The sequence below is a fragment of the Actinoallomurus sp. CA-142502 genome (genome assembly GCF_050936355.1).
GTDB lineage: Bacteria > Actinomycetota > Actinomycetes > Streptosporangiales > Streptosporangiaceae > Actinoallomurus > Actinoallomurus iriomotensis.
Genome location: NZ_JBNJMY010000001.1, coordinates 1,052,394 through 1,067,830, shown reverse-complemented (window position 1 = coordinate 1,067,830; position 15,437 = coordinate 1,052,394). Strand labels below are relative to the sequence as shown.

General features: G+C 71.7%; 16 protein-coding genes. 10 read left to right on the top strand and 6 right to left on the bottom strand.

What is annotated here, in order from left to right; translation table 11 throughout:
* The first annotated feature begins 74 nt into the window (after positions 1-74).
* The 4 genes from ACQEV1_RS05185 (at position 75) to ACQEV1_RS05170 (ending at position 4,082) form a co-directional block, all read left to right on the top strand.
* The gene (locus tag ACQEV1_RS05185) at positions 75-827 is read left to right on the top strand and encodes a GntR family transcriptional regulator (RefSeq protein ID WP_433391808.1); all 753 of its coding nucleotides are present in this window, start codon (positions 75-77) and stop codon (positions 825-827) included.
* A 68-nt stretch (positions 828-895) separates the two neighbouring features.
* Entirely contained in the window at positions 896-1,663 is a 768-nt protein-coding gene (locus ACQEV1_RS05180; protein WP_433391805.1) for a sulfite exporter TauE/SafE family protein, read from the top strand.
* 202 nt (positions 1,664-1,865) lie between these two features.
* Positions 1,866-3,056, top strand: coding sequence for a cytochrome P450 family protein (locus ACQEV1_RS05175; RefSeq protein ID WP_433391802.1), 1,191 nt, complete (start codon positions 1,866-1,868; stop codon positions 3,054-3,056).
* Positions 3,057-3,155: 99 nt separating this feature from the next.
* Positions 3,156-4,082 carry a helix-turn-helix domain-containing protein gene (locus tag ACQEV1_RS05170; protein WP_433391799.1) on the top strand — a complete coding sequence of 309 codons (927 nt, stop codon included), beginning with the start codon at positions 3,156-3,158 and terminating at the stop codon, positions 4,080-4,082.
* Here ACQEV1_RS05170 and ACQEV1_RS05165 read toward each other — a convergent pair.
* Positions 4,079-5,221 carry an FAD-dependent oxidoreductase gene (locus ACQEV1_RS05165; protein WP_433391796.1) on the bottom strand — a complete coding sequence of 381 codons (1,143 nt, stop codon included), beginning with the start codon at positions 5,219-5,221 and terminating at the stop codon, positions 4,079-4,081. The genes ACQEV1_RS05170 and ACQEV1_RS05165 overlap by 4 nt on opposite strands.
* Positions 5,222-5,265: 44 nt before the next feature.
* Positions 5,266-5,955: a TetR/AcrR family transcriptional regulator gene (locus tag ACQEV1_RS05160; RefSeq protein WP_433391793.1), complete on the bottom strand. Its 690-nt coding sequence runs from the start codon at positions 5,953-5,955 to the stop codon at positions 5,266-5,268.
* Between the two features lie 471 nt (positions 5,956-6,426).
* On the opposite strand from ACQEV1_RS05160, the gene ACQEV1_RS05155 reads away from it, so the two are divergent.
* Together ACQEV1_RS05155 and ACQEV1_RS05150 are read left to right on the top strand one after the other, a co-directional pair.
* On the top strand, positions 6,427-6,891 hold the full coding sequence (locus ACQEV1_RS05155) for a TetR/AcrR family transcriptional regulator (protein WP_285633029.1): 465 nt from the start codon (positions 6,427-6,429) through the stop codon (positions 6,889-6,891).
* Position 6,892: 1 nt separating this feature from the next.
* A complete protein-coding gene (locus ACQEV1_RS05150; protein WP_285633031.1) occupies positions 6,893-7,246 on the top strand; it encodes a hypothetical protein in 354 nt (117 codons plus the stop codon).
* A gap of 48 nt (positions 7,247-7,294) precedes the next feature.
* Here the strand turns inward: ACQEV1_RS05150 and ACQEV1_RS05145 are convergent, their stop codons facing one another.
* A complete protein-coding gene (locus tag ACQEV1_RS05145; protein WP_285633033.1) occupies positions 7,295-7,417 on the bottom strand; it encodes a hypothetical protein in 123 nt (40 codons plus the stop codon).
* Between the two features lie 22 nt (positions 7,418-7,439).
* Here ACQEV1_RS05145 and ACQEV1_RS05140 point away from each other — a divergent pair, with 22 nt between their 5' ends.
* Positions 7,440-7,595, top strand: a complete 156-nt coding sequence (locus ACQEV1_RS05140; RefSeq protein ID WP_433391789.1) for a hypothetical protein — start codon at positions 7,440-7,442, stop codon at positions 7,593-7,595.
* Between the two features lie 10 nt (positions 7,596-7,605).
* On the opposite strand, the gene ACQEV1_RS05135 is transcribed toward ACQEV1_RS05140, so the two are convergent.
* Both ACQEV1_RS05135 and ACQEV1_RS05130 read right to left on the bottom strand, forming a co-directional pair.
* A complete protein-coding gene (locus tag ACQEV1_RS05135) occupies positions 7,606-8,424 on the bottom strand; it encodes a YceI family protein (RefSeq protein WP_433391787.1) in 819 nt (272 codons plus the stop codon).
* Positions 8,425-8,515: 91 nt separating this feature from the next.
* Positions 8,516-10,855 (bottom strand): MFS transporter, encoded by a 2,340-nt coding sequence (locus ACQEV1_RS05130; protein WP_432705654.1) that lies wholly within the window; start codon positions 10,853-10,855, stop codon positions 8,516-8,518.
* Positions 10,856-11,202: 347 nt separating this feature from the next.
* On the opposite strand from ACQEV1_RS05130, the gene ACQEV1_RS05125 reads away from it, so the two are divergent.
* Positions 11,203-11,862, top strand: coding sequence for a TetR/AcrR family transcriptional regulator (locus ACQEV1_RS05125; protein ID WP_285633037.1), 660 nt, complete (start codon positions 11,203-11,205; stop codon positions 11,860-11,862).
* A 13-nt stretch (positions 11,863-11,875) separates the two neighbouring features.
* On the opposite strand, the gene ACQEV1_RS05120 is transcribed toward ACQEV1_RS05125, so the two are convergent.
* Complete coding sequence (locus tag ACQEV1_RS05120) at positions 11,876-12,805, bottom strand: ArsR/SmtB family transcription factor (RefSeq protein ID WP_433391782.1); 930 nt, start codon at positions 12,803-12,805, stop codon at positions 11,876-11,878.
* An 88-nt stretch (positions 12,806-12,893) separates the two neighbouring features.
* Here ACQEV1_RS05120 and ACQEV1_RS05115 point away from each other — a divergent pair, with 88 nt between their 5' ends.
* Together ACQEV1_RS05115 and ACQEV1_RS05110 are read left to right on the top strand one after the other, a co-directional pair.
* Entirely contained in the window at positions 12,894-13,397 is a 504-nt protein-coding gene (locus ACQEV1_RS05115) for a hypothetical protein (RefSeq protein ID WP_433391779.1), read from the top strand.
* A gap of 53 nt (positions 13,398-13,450) precedes the next feature.
* Positions 13,451-15,274 carry a chloride channel protein gene (locus ACQEV1_RS05110; RefSeq protein ID WP_433391776.1) on the top strand — a complete coding sequence of 608 codons (1,824 nt, stop codon included), beginning with the start codon at positions 13,451-13,453 and terminating at the stop codon, positions 15,272-15,274.
* Positions 15,275-15,437 lie beyond the last annotated feature (163 nt).

Here is a 15,437-nt window from a genome sequence, read left to right as displayed (position 1 = left end):
TGGTCACAGGTTTGTGCAGGTCAACTTGGGTGGCGTAACTCTGGCGTAATGCGGCGCGGCTAGGGTCGGGGGCCATGGAGAACGGGGTGTCCTCCCGGCCCCGCGCCGAACGGGCGCGGCGGGCGGCCGACGTGCTGCGGCAGCAGATCACCAGCCAGGCGTTCGAGGGTGGCAGGTTGCCCGACGAGCACACGCTCGCCGGGCAACTGGGAGCCTCGCGCAACGCGATCCGGGAGGCGCTCGGGCTGCTGCGCGCCGAGGGGCTGATCACCCGGCGGCGCGGAGTCGGCACGGTCGTGGCCCAGCAGCGCTACGGCCACAGCCTCGACCGGCTGTCCGGGCTGGCCGAAACCCTCCTCGGGCGCGGCACGATCACCAACGAGGTGCGCGCCGCTCACCCGGTCGCCGGCGTGCCGGACGCCGTCGCGCGCCGGCTGGAGCTTCCTCCCGACGCGGGCGCGGTCTACCTGGAACGTCTCCGCCGGCTCGACGGCGAACCCCTCTCGCTGGACGCCACCTACCTGCCCCTGGACCTCGGCCGCCCCCTGCTGGAGTGCGAGCTGACCGACCAGGACGTCTTCGTGCTGCTGGAGCGGATCAGCGGGCAGCCGCTGGGCCGCGCCGACGTGGCCGTGCACGCGACGACCGCCGGCGCGGACACCGCGGCCCTGCTGGGCATCCCCGCCGGGGCGGCCGTCTTCGCCATCGACCGGCTCACCCGGCTGGCCGACGGGCGTCCCGTGGACGCCGAGACCGTTCACATCCGCGCGGACCGGCTCGTCCTGCAGGCCACTCTGCACCGCGGCGCCGCACCCTCGGCGCCCTGACCCGTCGTCGCCGACCCTTCATGGAGGTCTGTCGTGGTGTTCCCGTGCGCCCGTACGGTGATCTCCCGGTGAGCGGCCTGGAGGCGCCCACGCTGATCGCGCTGGCCGTGCTCGGGCTGGCGGCCGGAGTGGGGATCACCGCGATCGGCCCCGGTGGGGTGCTGGCCACCATCGGATTGTTCGCCCTGACCGCCCTCACCCCGGCGCAGGTCGCCGGCACCGCGATCGTCACCCACGTCGCGACGGGCGCGCTGGCCACCGCCGCGTACACACGGTCCGGCCACTTGCGGGACCCGCACACCCGCCGTACCGCGCTGACACTGGCCGCCGCGGCCGTCGCCGGCACGCCGCTGGGTGTGCTGATCAACAGCGTCGTCTCCGGGAGGGCGTTCGGCATCGTGCTCGGCGTCTTCTCCGCCGGCATCGCCGCGCTGGTGTGGTACCGCGACCGCCGCCCGCGGCCCGACCCGGCCGGCCACCACCTCCGCACCGGGATGGTCGCGGCGCTCGGCTTCGGTGTCGCGGCGGCCAGCGGCCTGGTCGGCGTCGGTGGCCCCCTCCTGGCCGTCCCGCTGCTGGTCACGCTCGGCGCCCCGGTACTGTCCGCCCTCGCCGCCGCCCAGGTCCAGTCCGTGGTCATCGCCGGCGTCGGCACGCTGGGCTACCTCACCGCCGGCGCCATCGACTGGCCCCTCGCCGCCCTGGTCGGCGTGCCCGAACTCGCGGGAGTCCTCCTCGGCTGGATGATCGCCCGCCGCCTGCCCGCCCCCACGCTCAAGTACGCCCTCATCGTCAGCCTCGTCGGGCTGGCGCCCTATCTGGCGCTCCACGGCTGACCGCCACATATGTGAAGCCCCCCACGGCTCGATGCCGGGGCCGCTTCAGGAGGAGAGGCTCTTCCAGAACGCCGTGTCGTGCTCGGCGCCGACCTCATCGGTGACCGTGGAGCACTGCCACATCGCCGGGCGTTGCCGCCCGCGCGGCATCGGGATACCGTCATCATCTGGATGTTGTGAACCTATGATGGGAGCATCTGAGATGCCGGAGATCGATCTGAGTGACCCGGAGGTCGTCCGGGACCCCTTCGCCGCGTACGGGCGCGTCCGTGAGCAGGCCCCCCTGGCGCGACTCCGGATCCCCGGCCTCTCGCCGTGGTGGGTGGTGACGCGCCACGAAGCGGCGCGCGCGATGCTCGCCGACCCGCGCCTGGAGATCCGGGCCGACAGCTTCATGCGGCCCGGCGTCCCCGACGACTGCCTGCCCTACATGCGGACCATGTCCGAGCTGAACGGGTCGGAGCACGCCCGGATGCGCAAACTGGTCGCGCCCGCGTTCACCCCGCGCCGGGCCGCCGAGTTCCGGCCGCGGATCGAGCGGATCGTCGACCGGCTCCTCGACGACGTGGAGAAGAACGCCGCCGCGGACGGGACGGTGGACCTGCTGCCGCACTTCGCCCGCCCGCTGCCGATGGACGTCATCTGCGAGCTGGTCGGCGTCCCCGGCTCCGACCGGCCGCGCTGGCGTGCGTACGGCGCCACCGTCGCGGCCGGCGCGGGCGGCGAGTTCGCCGAGGCCATCCCGGGCATCATGGACGGCGCCAAGGCCGCGATCGCCCGCCGCCGCGCCGAACCGGGTGACGACCTGCTCGCCGACCTCATCACCGCCCAGGCCGAGGACGGCGACCGGCTCACCGACGCCGAGATGGTGACCCTGGTCTGGCACCTGGTCATCGCCGGCCAGACTCCTGCCAACCTCATCGCCAACGCCGTCGTCGCCCTGCTGACCCACCCCGGCCGGCGCGAGGCGCTGCGCGACGACCCGGACCTCATGCCCGGCGCGGTCGAGGAGCTCATCCGCTGGTGCGGACCGACGCTGCTGTCGATCCCGCGTTACGCGCGTGAGGACGTCGAACTCTGCGGCGTACGGGTGCGCGCGGGCGAGGCCGTGACCGCCGCCGTCGCCGCCGCCAATCGCGACCCGCGCGTCTTCACCGACCCCGAACGCCTCGACGTCACCCGCCCGAAGGGGCCGTACGGCCATCTGGGCTTCGCCCACGGACCGCACTTCTGCGTGGGCGCCTCGATCGCCCGCGTGCAGACGCAGGTGGCGCTCACCGCCCTGCTGCGCCGCCACCCGTCACTGGGACTCGCCGCGGAACCGGAGGAACTGCGCGCTCCCGACCCGGGCACGTGGCGCCTCACCGCCCTCCCCGTGACCCTCGGCGAGTGACGCAGGCCACTTCGGCCACCTGAGCGTTAAAAGATCAATGAGAAGGGTTCTTGTGAGGGCGGAGAATTCCGCTCTCACGAGAATCCGGCGTTCCGCCGAATGCGGCGATCACGGGCTTCGCCGGGGCCACGAGTGGCATATTGGGTCCACACCGCACGACAATGGGAGCGGGAGATCCTCATGCCTACAGACCATGGCGAACCGAACATCAATGCGCGTCGGTTGGGGCTTTACTTACGGACAATTCGGGAATTCCTCGAATTGTCGTATGACGAGGCGGCGGTTCAACTCGGGTGCCAGTCGAACTGGCTGGTCCGGGTGGAGACCGGGTTCGAATGGCCTTCGCCGGTCGAGGTGGAGCGGATGATGGAGCGCTACCAGGTCCGGGGCTCCATGGTGGCCGAGGTGGTGATCGACCTGGCGTCCCGGCCGAACGGGCCCGACTGGCTGAGCGCCCACGCCGAACGCCTGAAACCCTCCACCCGCGACGTACTGATCATGGAGTCGGAGGCCTCGGTCATCCACACCTACGGCGTGCTGACCGTCCCGTACCTCGCACGCGCGGAGGCCTACGTCCGCCATATCGCCCCCCGCATCGACCCCGACTGCGACGTCGACGCCGAATGGGACCTGCTCGACAACCGCCAGCGCCACCGCCCCGGCGGCCGGCGACGCGACCTCGACGTGATCGTCGACGAGGGCGCGCTGACGCTCCAGCTCTCCGAGCCCGAGGTCATGGTGGACCAGCTGCGCCACCTGCTCGACCTGAGCATGCGCCCGGACACCACGATCCGGGTGGTCCCCCGTGGCGCGCTGTTCTACGAGGCGCGCGCGAACCCCTTCGACCTGCTGGAATTCCCCGAGGTCAGCGACCGGCTCGCGCTCGTGCACAGCGCGCTGGGCACTCACTTCACCCCGGTGGACCTCACCGACACGTGGAACCGCATCGAGGAGGGCGACGCCCTCGCACCGGAGGAGAGCCGCGCCCTCCTCCGGCGTCTGATCAACGAGCCCCCCGCGAGTTAGCCGGCCTGCGCGGCGAACTGGGCGACCAGGCCGTGGGGCGCGTCGCCGGCGAGGCAGAGCTCGAGGTTCGCGGCCGAGTCGGCGGCGGCGACCTCGGCGCGGGCGAACATCGCGTCCTCGTAGGCGGCGAGCGCGGTCTCGGTGTCGCCGGGGTGGCCGATGAGGGCCTGGGCGAGTTCGGCGGCGTCCTGCATGGCGATGTTGGCGCCCTCGCCGGCGAACGGCGACATCACGTGCGCCGCGTCGCCCAGCAGGGTCACCCCCGGCACCCGGTCCCAGCGGTGGCCGACAGGCAGGGCGACGATCGAACGCGGCACCAGCTCGCCGTCGGCGTCGGCGACCAGGGCGCGGAGCCCCGGGTGCCAGTCGGCGAACTCCTCCAGCACGGCCTTCTTCGCCGTCTCGGTGTCGGCGAAGTCGATGCCGTCGAGCCACGACCGGCCGGTCCTGACGGTGGCGTAGACGTGGAGGCTGCCGTCGGACTCCCGGTGGCCGAGAAAGCCCCTGGCGTCGGAGAGGGCGAAGAGCATGCCACCGCCGACCACGGCCGCGGGCTCCGGGTGGCGCGCGGCCGCGTCCTGAAAATCGCACTCGACCATGGACACTCCGGTGTAGGCGGGCCGGGCGTCGGAGACGAGCGGGCGGACCCTCGACCAGGCGCCGTCCGCCCCGATCAGCAGGTCCGTGGTGAAGACGGTGCCGTCGGCGAGGGTGACCTCGTGCCGGCCGTCGCCGAGGGTGCGGGTCGCGACGACCTTGGAGTCCCAGCGCACCGTCCCGTCCGGCAGGGAGTCCAGCAGCAGGTCGCGCAGCTGCCCGCGATCGACCTCCGGACGGGCGTGGGAGGAGTCCTCGTCACTCTGCTCCAGCAGGACGGTGGCGCGCTTGTCCAGGATCCGCATGGCCTCACCGCCGGGGAGCACCAGCGCGCGGAAGTCGTCGTGGAGCCCGGCGGCGCGCAGGGCGGCCTGGCCGGACTCCTCGTGGATGTCGAGCATGCCGCCCTGGGTACGGGCGTGCCGGTCGGCGTCGAGGTCGAAGACGGGCGTCTCGACGCCGCCCACGTGCAGGACGCGGGCGAGGGTCAGCCCGCCGAGGCCGGCGCCGATGACGGCCATGGGGTGATGTGTTCCGGTCATGGGAAAGCCCTTCGTTGCTGAGGGCGGGACGTACGGACGGGGTGTCAGTCCGGCGTCCGCGCGGTGGTACGCGCGCCGTTGATGACGGCGCGGAAGGTCCAGGCCAGTCGCTGTTCGGGAGTGCCGGAGACGAGGTCGCCGGCGAGGGCGGCGATCCGCGGATACGTCTCGGCCGGGACCGCGCGCAGGGCCGCGACGAGCGCGAGGTGCTCGTCCTCGGCGGCGGCGTCGCGGTCGCGCGCGGACTGCTCGGCCGCGGTCGCGGTGGCCACCTGGAGCAGCACGTCCACGCCCCACGCGGCCTGCCCGTCCGGCACGCCGCCCTCGTGGAGGAGGGCGAGCACCGCCTCGACGAGCGCCAGGTAGTTCGGCCCCGACGGGCGGGCGACCAGCGCGGAGTGGGCGAGGTCGGGGTGCTGGAACAGGACCTCGGTGTAGGAGCCGAGCACGCCGGCGAGCCGGTCGCGCCAGTCTCCCGGCGCGCCGACCGGCGCCAGGTCGACGGCGCCGAGCAGCTCTTCGAGGATCGCCGCGTGCAGCTCGGCGGTATTGGCCACGTACACGTACAGCGACGCGGGCCCGGTGTCGAGCTCCTGCGCCAGGCGCCGCATGGTGACCCGTCGCAGACCCTCGTCCTTCATGAGCCGGACCGCGGTGGCGACGATGCCGTCGTAGGTGAGGGCCGGCTTGGCGGGCCGCTCACGGCGGCTGCGGGGCGCGTTTCTCGGAGCCATGACCCAAGTATGACGAACATGTTCGTTACAGACAAGTTCGTAACGAACATGTTCGCCTCTCCAGACCGGGGAACGAGGAATCCCGTCGCCGCCTCTACCGACTCACCCCGTACGGCGTCGAGACCGCCCGCCAGGAGCCGCCGATTCTCGCCGTATCCGATCCCGGCCCGGATGGGCCGCTCGACAAGGTGGCGGCCGAGGAGCATGACGACCTGCGAGCGTTGACGACCCGCGATGCGAACATCCTCTTCGGACAGCTCACGTGGTGCTCGCGGGGGCGACCGCCAGCGCATACGCGGCGCCGCGTTGCTCCAGGTCACCGTGCGGTGTCGGGTTGCTGCCGTCGCCATGCCCTCGTGGGTGCCGGTCCAGCACCTGTGGCGCGTCGCGATTTTTAGGAACACTCGTTCTTGACTGATCGTTCCTCAAAACCCTAGAGTCCGTCGTATGGGACGACGAAGGTCTTTCGATGTGGACGAGGCCGTGGGGGCGGCGGCGGATCTGTTCGCCCGCCGCGCCTACGACGGTGTCTCGATCGACGACCTGGTCACTCGACTCGGAGTGCACCGCAACAGCCTCTACGGCGTGTTCGGCAGTAAACGCGGGCTGTATCTGGCGGCGTTGCGTCATCACATCGATCGCGACGTCCGTCCGCAGTTGGCTCACGTGGCCCAGTCGGAACACGTGCCGGTATGGGACCTGCTGTTGGTCGCCGCGGTCGATCGGGCGCCCGACGATCTGGAGGTCGCCGACCTGGTGTCGTCGGTCTTCGCCGAACTCGACGAAGCGACAGGTGATCCACGCGCCACCGCGGCGCTGCTGGGGCAGTGGCTGCGCCGACGGCCAGATGTCGCGCGCCACCTGGAGACCGCGTCCGACCGTGACGTCCCCAGAGCCAATGATGTGCAGGAAACGTTGCCTAGTAAGGAGATCTGATATGGCAGTCATCAGTGTGCAAGGTCGGGACCTGATTGTGGAAATGGAGGGAATGGACAAGTTGTGGGCTTTGAAGAGCAAGCTGACCATTCCACTCGCGCACGTGCGGGGCGCCACGGTGGACCCAGGGATCTTGGGTGAGCCGAAGGGGATTCGGGCGTCGGGCACGCACGTGCCCGGGGTGATCACGGCGGGCACTTTCCACCGGGACGGCGAAAAGGTCTTCTGGGCGGTACATGACGCGCTCAAGGCCGTGGTCGTGGAGCTGACCGACGAACGTTATACCCGCCTGGTAGTCGAAGTCGACGACCCTCGCGCGGCCGTGGCCTTGGTCGAACAGGCCACGAGCCGATAATCGCCAGAGTCGCGTTCGCACTCGCGGCGGCGGCCTCCACCGCCGCCGTCACGGTCGCGTCTCCGCCGCCAGCGCCACCCTGGCGGCCGGGTTCACCGCCGACGGCCACCACGACTCCGCGACCTGGTTGCCCGCACGCGACGAGCAGGTGTCCTTCGTCGTAGAAGGCACGACTGCCTACGGGACGCTCCACGTGCCAGGCGGCGCCGCCCCGACGGCCTTCCTCACCCTCGGCCTCGTCATCCGGTTGGCGCCCGGGCTCTTCGGGTCGTTCTGGGTCTCGAGCACCGTCATCCTCGTGCCGTTGCCGGTGGTCCTGGCGCGGCGTCACCGGGGCCGGGCGGGATGAGCCCCGGCGTTCACGCCGCCGGCAGGGTCTCCCCCTGCACCGCCTGGATGTCGAGTTCCACCTTCAGCGTGGTGCCGACCATCGCCATCCCGGTCTGGAGGACCTGGTTGTAGTTGATCGCGAAGTCTTCGCGGCGCAGCTCGGTCGTGGCGCGGAAGGCGGCGCGGACGCCGCCCCAGGGGTCGGGGCCGGTGCCGAGGTAGACGAGGTCCAGGTCGACGAGGCGGGTGACGCCGCGCAGGCCGAGTTCGCCGTGGACGGTCCAGCGGTCGGGACCGGCGGGCGTCAGGCCGGTCGAGCGGTAGGTGATCTCCGGGTACTGCTCGGCGGCCAGGAAGTCGCCCGACCTGAGGTGGTCGTCGCGCATGCCGTTGCGGGTGTCGATCGAGGCGGTGCGGATCACCGCCTCGACCCGGGACTTGTCGGCGTCCGGGGCCACCTCGACGCGCCCGCCGAAGTCGGTGAAGTGGCCGCGCACGCTGGACAGGCCCAGGTGCTGGGCCACCGCCGCCACGGACGAGTGCGCCGGGTCGATGGTCCACGGGCCCGGTGGGGGCAGCTCGGCGCCGCCCTGGCGGCCGAGCACGATCTGGCCGAGTTCGGCGCGGCCGCTCGTGGTGACGAGCGCGGTCGACGCGGCGGGCGTGTACCCGGGGGCGGTGACGATGACGGTGTAGCGGCCCGGGGCCAGGGGCGCGTCGTCGGCGACGGCGCCCTCGGTGTCGGCCTCCGCACGCATGATCTGCGCGCCGGTCATGTCGGTCACCGTGAGCACCGCGTTGGGCACGGCCCAGCCGTTGCGGGCGCGAACTCGCGCGCTGAGTGGCATGGCGTTTCTCTTCTCTTCCGTACGGCCGGGGACGCGAGCAGGCGCGCCCCCGGCGAGGAGGGCGCCCCACGTCGGGGCGCCCGCGGGGCGGCTACTCGTCGCCTGGGGCGAGTTCGAGGTCGTGGCCGTCGACGTCGCCGCCGGTCACGACCACCTCGGCGGACTGCGGCCGGTAGCCGGTCGCGACGACCGTGTAGACGCCGCCGTCCAGGTCCGCGAAGGCGTACTCACCGTCGAGGCCGGTCGTGGTGGTGGCGACCACGTTGCCCGCGGCGTCGACCATCGTCACGCGCGCGTCCCTGAGCGGTGCGCCTCCCCCGCGGATCGTGCCCCGCACCTGCGCACCCGGCTGGAGCCGGACGTCGACGCGAGCGGTCTCGCCGCTCTCGATCTCGACGGGCAGGGCCAACGGCCGGTGCTTGGGCGAGTTGACCGCGAGGGTGACCGTCCCCGGCGCCAGGTCGCCGAGGGTGAACTCGCCCAGCGCGTCGGTCTGCCCGGTGGTCAGGACGTCACCGTGGACGTCGGTCGCGACGATGACCGCTCCGGCGACCGGTGCTCCGCTGTCCGCGGCCCGTACCGTACCGGCCAGGCCGCTGCCGCTCCCGAGCAGGATGTCGTACGGCAAAGGCGTGTCACCGACGACGATCGTCGAGGCGTGGGGCTGGTGGCCCGCCGCCGAGGCGATCAGGAAGTACGAACCCGCGCGGGGCACGCCGATGCCGTACGAGCCGTCGCCCTGCGCCAGCGACCGGCCGAGCTGCTGTCCCTCCAGCGAGATCAGCGTCACCGCGGCCCCGGTCACGGGCACGTTGTTCGGGCTGTGGACGCGCCCGCTCACCAGGATCCCGCCGCTCGCCCCGTCGCCCGGAACGGTTCCGGCGAAGGCGGGCGCGGGCGCGGCATGCCGGGAAGGCGCGCCATTCGCGTGGGGGCCGGACTGGGAGAAGGCGGGCGTGCGCGGCGCGGGCACGCCGGCGGGTTCGGGTGTCGGCACGGGCGCCGCGAGCCTGGCGGCGGCCGGCCGGCGGCCGGGCAGGAACAGAGCGAGCAGGAAGGCGAGCACGGCGGCGCCGCCGGCGACCGCCATCACGACACGGAAGCCGTCCAGGGAGGGCAGCGCGACGTTGCCGAAGGTGGTGGTCATCTTGGCCAGTACGGCACCGGCGACGGCACTGGAGACCGACGTGCCGAGGGACCGCATCAGGGTGTTGAGGCTGTTGGCGGCGGCCGTCTCGGACGCGGGTACGGCGCCCATGATGAGCGCGGGCATCGCGCCGTAGGCGAAGCCGATGCCGGCGCCGATGACGCAGGAGGTCAGGATCAGTTCCCAGACGGCGTGCAGCAGCACGATGCTCAGTCCGTAGCCGACGCCCACGATCAGGACGCCGACCATCAGGGTCACCTTCGGGCCCATCCTCTTGGTGATGAGGGCGGACAGCGGAGCCATGGCCATCATGACCAGGCCCGTCGGCGCCAGCACCAGACCGGCGTGCAGCACGGACTGGCCCAGTCCGTACCCGGTGGCCTTGGGCAGTTCGAGGATCTGCGGCAGGATCAGGGACGTTCCGAACATCGCGAAGCCGGTGGCCACCGAGGCGAGGTTGGTGAACAGCACCTGACGGCGGGCGGTGGTGCGCAGGTCCACCAGCGGCTGCCGGGTGCGCAGCTCGAACCATCCCCACAGCAGCAGGATGACGACGGCCGCGGCGAACAGCCCGAGGATCGTCCCGCTGGTCCATCCCCAGTCGGCGCCCTTGGAGATCCCCAGCAGCAGGCAGACCAGGCCGGCCGCCATGCCGATGGCGCCGAGCAGGTCGAAACGCCCACCGCTGCGTACCGCCGACTCGTGCACCAGCCCGAGCACGAGCAGGGTGACGAGGACGCCGAGCCCGGCAGAGACCCAGAACAGCACATGCCAGTCGTAATGGTCGGCGATGAGCGCGGCGGCGGGCAGACCGAGCGCTCCGCCGATGCCCAGAGAGGCGCTCATCAGCGCGGTGGCGCCGGCGAGCCGCTCGGCGGGAACCTCGTCGCGCATGATGCTGATGCCCAGCGGGATGACGCCGGACGCCAACCCCTGGAGGACCCGCCCCACGATCATCGGGACCAGGGAGTCGCTCAGCCCGCACACGACCGACCCGACCACCAGCATGACGAGGCTGAACAGCAACATGAGGCGCTTGCCGTACATGTCGCCGAGGCGTCCCATCACCGGCGTGGCGACGGCCGCGGCCAGCAGCGTCGCGGTCACGGCCCAGGCGGCGTTCGAGGCGGTGGCGTGCAGCAGACGCGGAAGCTCCGGAACGATCGGGATCACGAGGGTCTGCATCAGCGAGACCACGATCCCGCCGAAGGCGAGGACCGCCACGACGACGTTCGCCCGCGGCGGCGCGGACGCCCCCGGCGCGGGGGGTTGGGCATGGGACATGGGTCGAGCCTCCGTACGTATGTCCAGGGGTGCCGGTGCGGCGGAAGTCCCGTCGATCGCTCGGCTCACGAGATGCGGAACCTCCGTCGGGAGCGTGTCCGGCGCGCTCGATTTAAATCAACTGATTGACTTAGCATAGCGGAAGAGCTTCACTGGAAACAGCAGGTCGGCGCCGGGCAGGACAGGAAGCGCGGACGCTCCCCCGCCTCGGGCAGGTGCTCGGCGTGTCTCCCGACCGGCTACGCTCCCTCGGACCCGCCGCCCTCGGCGGAGAAGCCGCGGCCGAGGCGAAGGACGGGCCACCGGAGGGCCGCACGGGCTGCCGGTGCGACGGTGAGGAGACGGACATGGCAGGCGGAACGGCACGCGCCGAGCGAGTACAGGCGACGCGAGAGGCGATCCTGACCGCGGCCGAGCGGCTGTTCGCCGAGCACGGGGTGTTCGCCGTGTCCAACCGCCAGATCAGCGAGGCCGCCGGCCAGGGCAACAACGCCGCCGTCAACTACCACTTCGGCACCAAGACCGACCTGGTCCGCGCGATCGTGCGCCGGCACAGCGATGAGATCGAGCAGATCCGCGTACGGATGGTGGCCGAGGCCGCCGACTCCACGGATCCTCGCGACTGGATCGCCTGCCTCGTACGCCCGAACGCCGAGCACCTGGCCACGCTGGAGAGCCCCAGCTGGTTCGCCCGCTTCGCCGCGCAGGTGATGACCGATCCGGAGCTGCGCGACATCATGACCGCCGAGTCGCTCGCGTCGCCGTCGCTGAACCGGGCCGTGGAGGGGCTGAAGCGGTGCCTGCCCGAGTTGCCGCCCGAGGTACGCGCCGAGCGCGACGAGATGATCCGCCAGCTGATGATGCACGTGACCGCCGAGCGTGAGCGCGCCTTGGCCGACGGACGACCCACCGCCCGCGCCAGCTGGCACGACGCGGCCACTGGACTGATCGACGCGATCGCCGGGCTGCTGCAGGCACCGGTCACCCCGGCGCAGGGCGACTCCTGAGCGGAGCCCCCGCTTACTCCGCGTTGAGCAGGCGCAGGCCGAGCGGCGTGATCAGATGCGTGACCGCCCTGCCGGTGCGCCGTGTGACGACCAGCCCGCCGCGGCGCAGGGTCCGGGCATGTTCGGACGCCGACGCCCCGCTGATCCCCAGAGTTCCGGCGAGCTCGGTGGTCGTCCGTGGCGCGGTCAGTACGCGCAGGACGTCCGCGCGGGTTTGGCCGACCAGCGCGCCCAGGGTGTCGCCGTCCTCTGGTTCGATCAGCGGCATCGGAGTGAGCGCCGGATAGACCAACAGCATCGACCCGTCCGGATGAACGCTGGTCCGCGGCCCGCCCGTCCAGAACGGGGACGGCAGCAGGGTGAGGCCGCGTCCTTCCAGCAGCCGTTCGCCTTCCCACGGCACGTTCATCTCCAGCGTGGCACCGTCCCATCTGGAGCCGGGACAGATGCTGACGAGGGCCGCTCGCAGCCCTTCCTGGGACAACAGCATCTGCCGCCATGCGACGTCGGCATGGAAGCTCGCGCGGACCCGGGTCCACTCCGCTTCGATGAGGCCGTCGTACGCGCCGCGAAGCGCGCGCTCCAAGGTTTGCCAGGCGTCGCGTTCGCCGTCGATCAGCCCCTTCGTCCAGGGCGTGGGCCGACAGCCCCGGGCGAGTTCCGCGCTCACGTCGTCGCGGGGGGTGGACAGCACTCTGTCCAAGCCGTCATCGAAATCCTCGCTCACCGGGTCGAGGAAAACGGGCCCGCCGGCGGTGGGCGGGATCAGTTCGAAGAGCGGCCGAGCGCTGCGAGGCAGCCGGATCCGGCGCGCCCAACGCCTGAACACGGCGTCGTCGCGCCGGAGCGTGGCGATGGCCATGCCCAGCTCCATCAGCGGGGCCGGGGCGGAGGCGATGCGCACCCGCAGAAGATCTTCCGCCGTGAAACGAATTCGGAGCATTTCTCGGCCTTTCGCTCTACACCGAAACCCTCGCACGTGAAGGCGCTTCCTCCCGATGATGCGTTCACTTGTCGACGAAAGGATGGCAATGCGCCGTACGTTCACCATTGTCGCGGTCGCGGCATCGGCGGTGGGCCTGCTCGCCCCGGCCGCAGGCGCCGCCGGGAAGGGCGACTGGCACCCCGCTCCGACCGAGCCGTTCGTGACCTCCGGAGTCTGTTCCTTCACCATGAAGGGCGACATCGTCCGGGACACGACCGAGGCACGGACCCTCTCCACCTACCCGGACGGCTCGGTCGAGGTCGAAGAGGCCCGCGGACCCCTCGTGATCCGCTTCACCAACGCGAGCACAGGCCGTTCCGTCGTACGAGACGTGTCCGGTTATGCCCTCATCCGCTATCTCGAGGACGGCGGCAGGGAGTACCACTTCGACGGCGGGGGAAGCATCCCCGTCCGCGTCGCGAGTCCCGGCTTCCCGCCGGGCTGGTACATCCTGCACGGGCGGTTCACGGTCGTCGGGCACACCGACGGCACCCGGATCTTCAGCGACGTGCACGCCACGGTGGAGAACCTCTGCGAGACGCTGACCTGACTCCGCCCTGAAGGTGGTTCGCGTCACTACGGGCAACGTTGCATAATGCAATTATGGCCCCCGGCAAAGAACTCCGCACCTCCGCATGTCCTCCCGCCTCCTCCGCCGACGAAGGACACGGGCCGATCCGCGCGCGGAGGGGTCTCGCGGCCGCCGCCACGAGCCTGCGGGAGGCTCCGTCCGGGGTGCTGGTGACGGCACTGGTGGTCGGCGCGGGCGCCGGACTCGGCGCGATCGCGTTCCGCTGGCTGATCGTCACCTTCACCCACCTGTTCTCCGGACACGCCGACTACTCGGCGGCGGGACACGCGTCCAACCCACGTCTGCCCTGGCTGGGGCCCTGGTTCGTCCTGCTGGCCCCGGTCGTCGGCGGATTGCTGTACGGGCCGCTGGTGCAGCGGTTCGCGCGCGAGGCGCGGGGCCACGGGGTTCCCGAGGTCATGTTCGCGGTGGCCCAGCGCGGCGGACGGATCGCCCCACGGGTCGCGGTGGTCAAGTCCCTGGCCTCCGCGCTGTGCATCGGATCGGGTGGCTCGGTCGGCCGGGAGGGCCCGATCGTGCAGATCGGCTCCGCGCTCGGCTCCAGCATCGGCCAGGCCCTGCGGCTGACCGAGAACCGGCTCCGGATCCTGGTCGCCTGCGGTGCGGCCGGTGGGATCGCGGCAACGTTCAACGCGCCTCTGGCCGGTGTGTTCTTCGCGATGGAGCTGATCTTGCGCGACTTCACCGCGGAGTCCTTCGGCGCGGTCGTGCTGGCGAGCGTGACCGCCAGCGTCGTCGGCCGCGCCGCGCTCGGTGACACCGCGTTCCTGCAGCTGCCCGCCTTCCACGTGAGCCACCCGGCCGAGTACCTGCTGTACGCCGGTCTGGGAGTGCTCGCCGGAGCGGCCGGTGTGGGCTTCACGCGCGTTCTCTACCTCGTCGAGGACCTGTGCGACTGGGCCTGGCGCGGCCCCGAATGGCTCCGCCCGGCCACCGGCGGCCTCGTCCTCGGCGGACTGCTTCTCGCGCTGCCCCAGATGTACGGCGTCGGCTACCCCGTCCTGGAGAACGCCATCGGCGGCCGGTACCTCATCGGCTTCCTGCTCCTTCTGCTCGCCGGCAAGGCCCTCGCGACGAGCCTCACCATCGGCATCGGTGGTTCGGGAGGCGTCTTCGCGCCCAGCCTGTTCATGGGCGCCATGGCCGGGAGCGCGTACGGCATCGTCGCGCACCATCTGGCTCCGGGCCTGGCCACCTCCCCCGGGGCGTACGGGCTGGTCGGCATGGGCGCGGTGTTCGCCGGAGCGGCCCGTGCGCCGATCACCGCGGTGATCATCATGTTCGAGCTCACCGGTGAGTACTCGATCATCCTGCCGCTCATGCTCGCCATCGTCCTGGCGACCGTCGTGAGCCGCGTGCTGTCCGGCGACACGATCTACACGCTCAAGCTCCGGCGCCGGGGCGTCGACCTCGATGCCCATGAGCCGGTGAACCCGCTGGCCACCACGCCGGTCGGCGAGGTGATGGAACCGGTTCCCCCGTCGCTTCCCGACACCACCGCGCTGGAAGAGGCGGCCCGCCTGCTGGTCACCTCCGACCACGGCGTCCTGCCCGTGACCGCGTCCGACGGCCGATACTGCGGCACGGTCACCGCCCGCGCCGCCGCGGAGGCGCTCACCGACGGCGACGGCCGGCCGGCCACGATCGGCGAGCTCGCCGAGCTGCCCACGCCCGTCATCGCCCACGACGCCCTCGCCGACGCCCTGCACGTACTCGTCACCACACAGGGCACGGGCGTCCCCGTGCTGGCCGACGACAGAACCGCCATCGTCGGCTGGATCACCCATCAGACGATCCTCGGCGCGCTCCGCACGCAGGACGCCGGCCACGGCTGACGTTCTGGGGCAAAGAGCGAGTAATCATCGACGCCCTGTATCACCCGCGCCGGTGATCACCGTACGGGCGCCGGGTATCAGCATCACATGGCCCACCACCACACTCCGGGACGGCTCGTCCGGACGGCCCGGGGCGCATTGGCCGGGGCGGCTACGGTCACGG

Excerpts from the sequence above, each read along its gene's own strand:
- ACQEV1_RS05185 (WP_433391808.1), top strand. The coding sequence starts at position 75 with ATGGAGAACGGGGTGTCCTCCCGGCCCCGCGCCGAACGGGCGCGGCGG.
- ACQEV1_RS05175 (WP_433391802.1), top strand. The coding sequence starts at position 1,866 with ATGCCGGAGATCGATCTGAGTGACCCGGAGGTCGTCCGGGACCCCTTC.
- ACQEV1_RS05170 (WP_433391799.1), top strand. The coding sequence starts at position 3,156 with ATGCGGCGATCACGGGCTTCGCCGGGGCCACGAGTGGCATATTGGGTC.
- ACQEV1_RS05165 (WP_433391796.1), bottom strand. The coding sequence starts at position 5,221 with ATGACCGGAACACATCACCCCATGGCCGTCATCGGCGCCGGCCTCGGC.
- ACQEV1_RS05160 (WP_433391793.1), bottom strand. The coding sequence starts at position 5,955 with ATGGCTCCGAGAAACGCGCCCCGCAGCCGCCGTGAGCGGCCCGCCAAG.
- ACQEV1_RS05150 (WP_285633031.1), top strand. The coding sequence starts at position 6,893 with ATGGCAGTCATCAGTGTGCAAGGTCGGGACCTGATTGTGGAAATGGAG.
- ACQEV1_RS05135 (WP_433391787.1), bottom strand. The coding sequence starts at position 8,424 with ATGCCACTCAGCGCGCGAGTTCGCGCCCGCAACGGCTGGGCCGTGCCC.
- ACQEV1_RS05130 (WP_432705654.1), bottom strand. The coding sequence starts at position 10,855 with ATGTCCCATGCCCAACCCCCCGCGCCGGGGGCGTCCGCGCCGCCGCGG.
- ACQEV1_RS05125 (WP_285633037.1), top strand. The coding sequence starts at position 11,203 with ATGGCAGGCGGAACGGCACGCGCCGAGCGAGTACAGGCGACGCGAGAG.
- ACQEV1_RS05120 (WP_433391782.1), bottom strand. The coding sequence starts at position 12,805 with ATGCTCCGAATTCGTTTCACGGCGGAAGATCTTCTGCGGGTGCGCATC.
- ACQEV1_RS05115 (WP_433391779.1), top strand. The coding sequence starts at position 12,894 with ATGCGCCGTACGTTCACCATTGTCGCGGTCGCGGCATCGGCGGTGGGC.
- ACQEV1_RS05110 (WP_433391776.1), top strand. The coding sequence starts at position 13,451 with ATGGCCCCCGGCAAAGAACTCCGCACCTCCGCATGTCCTCCCGCCTCC.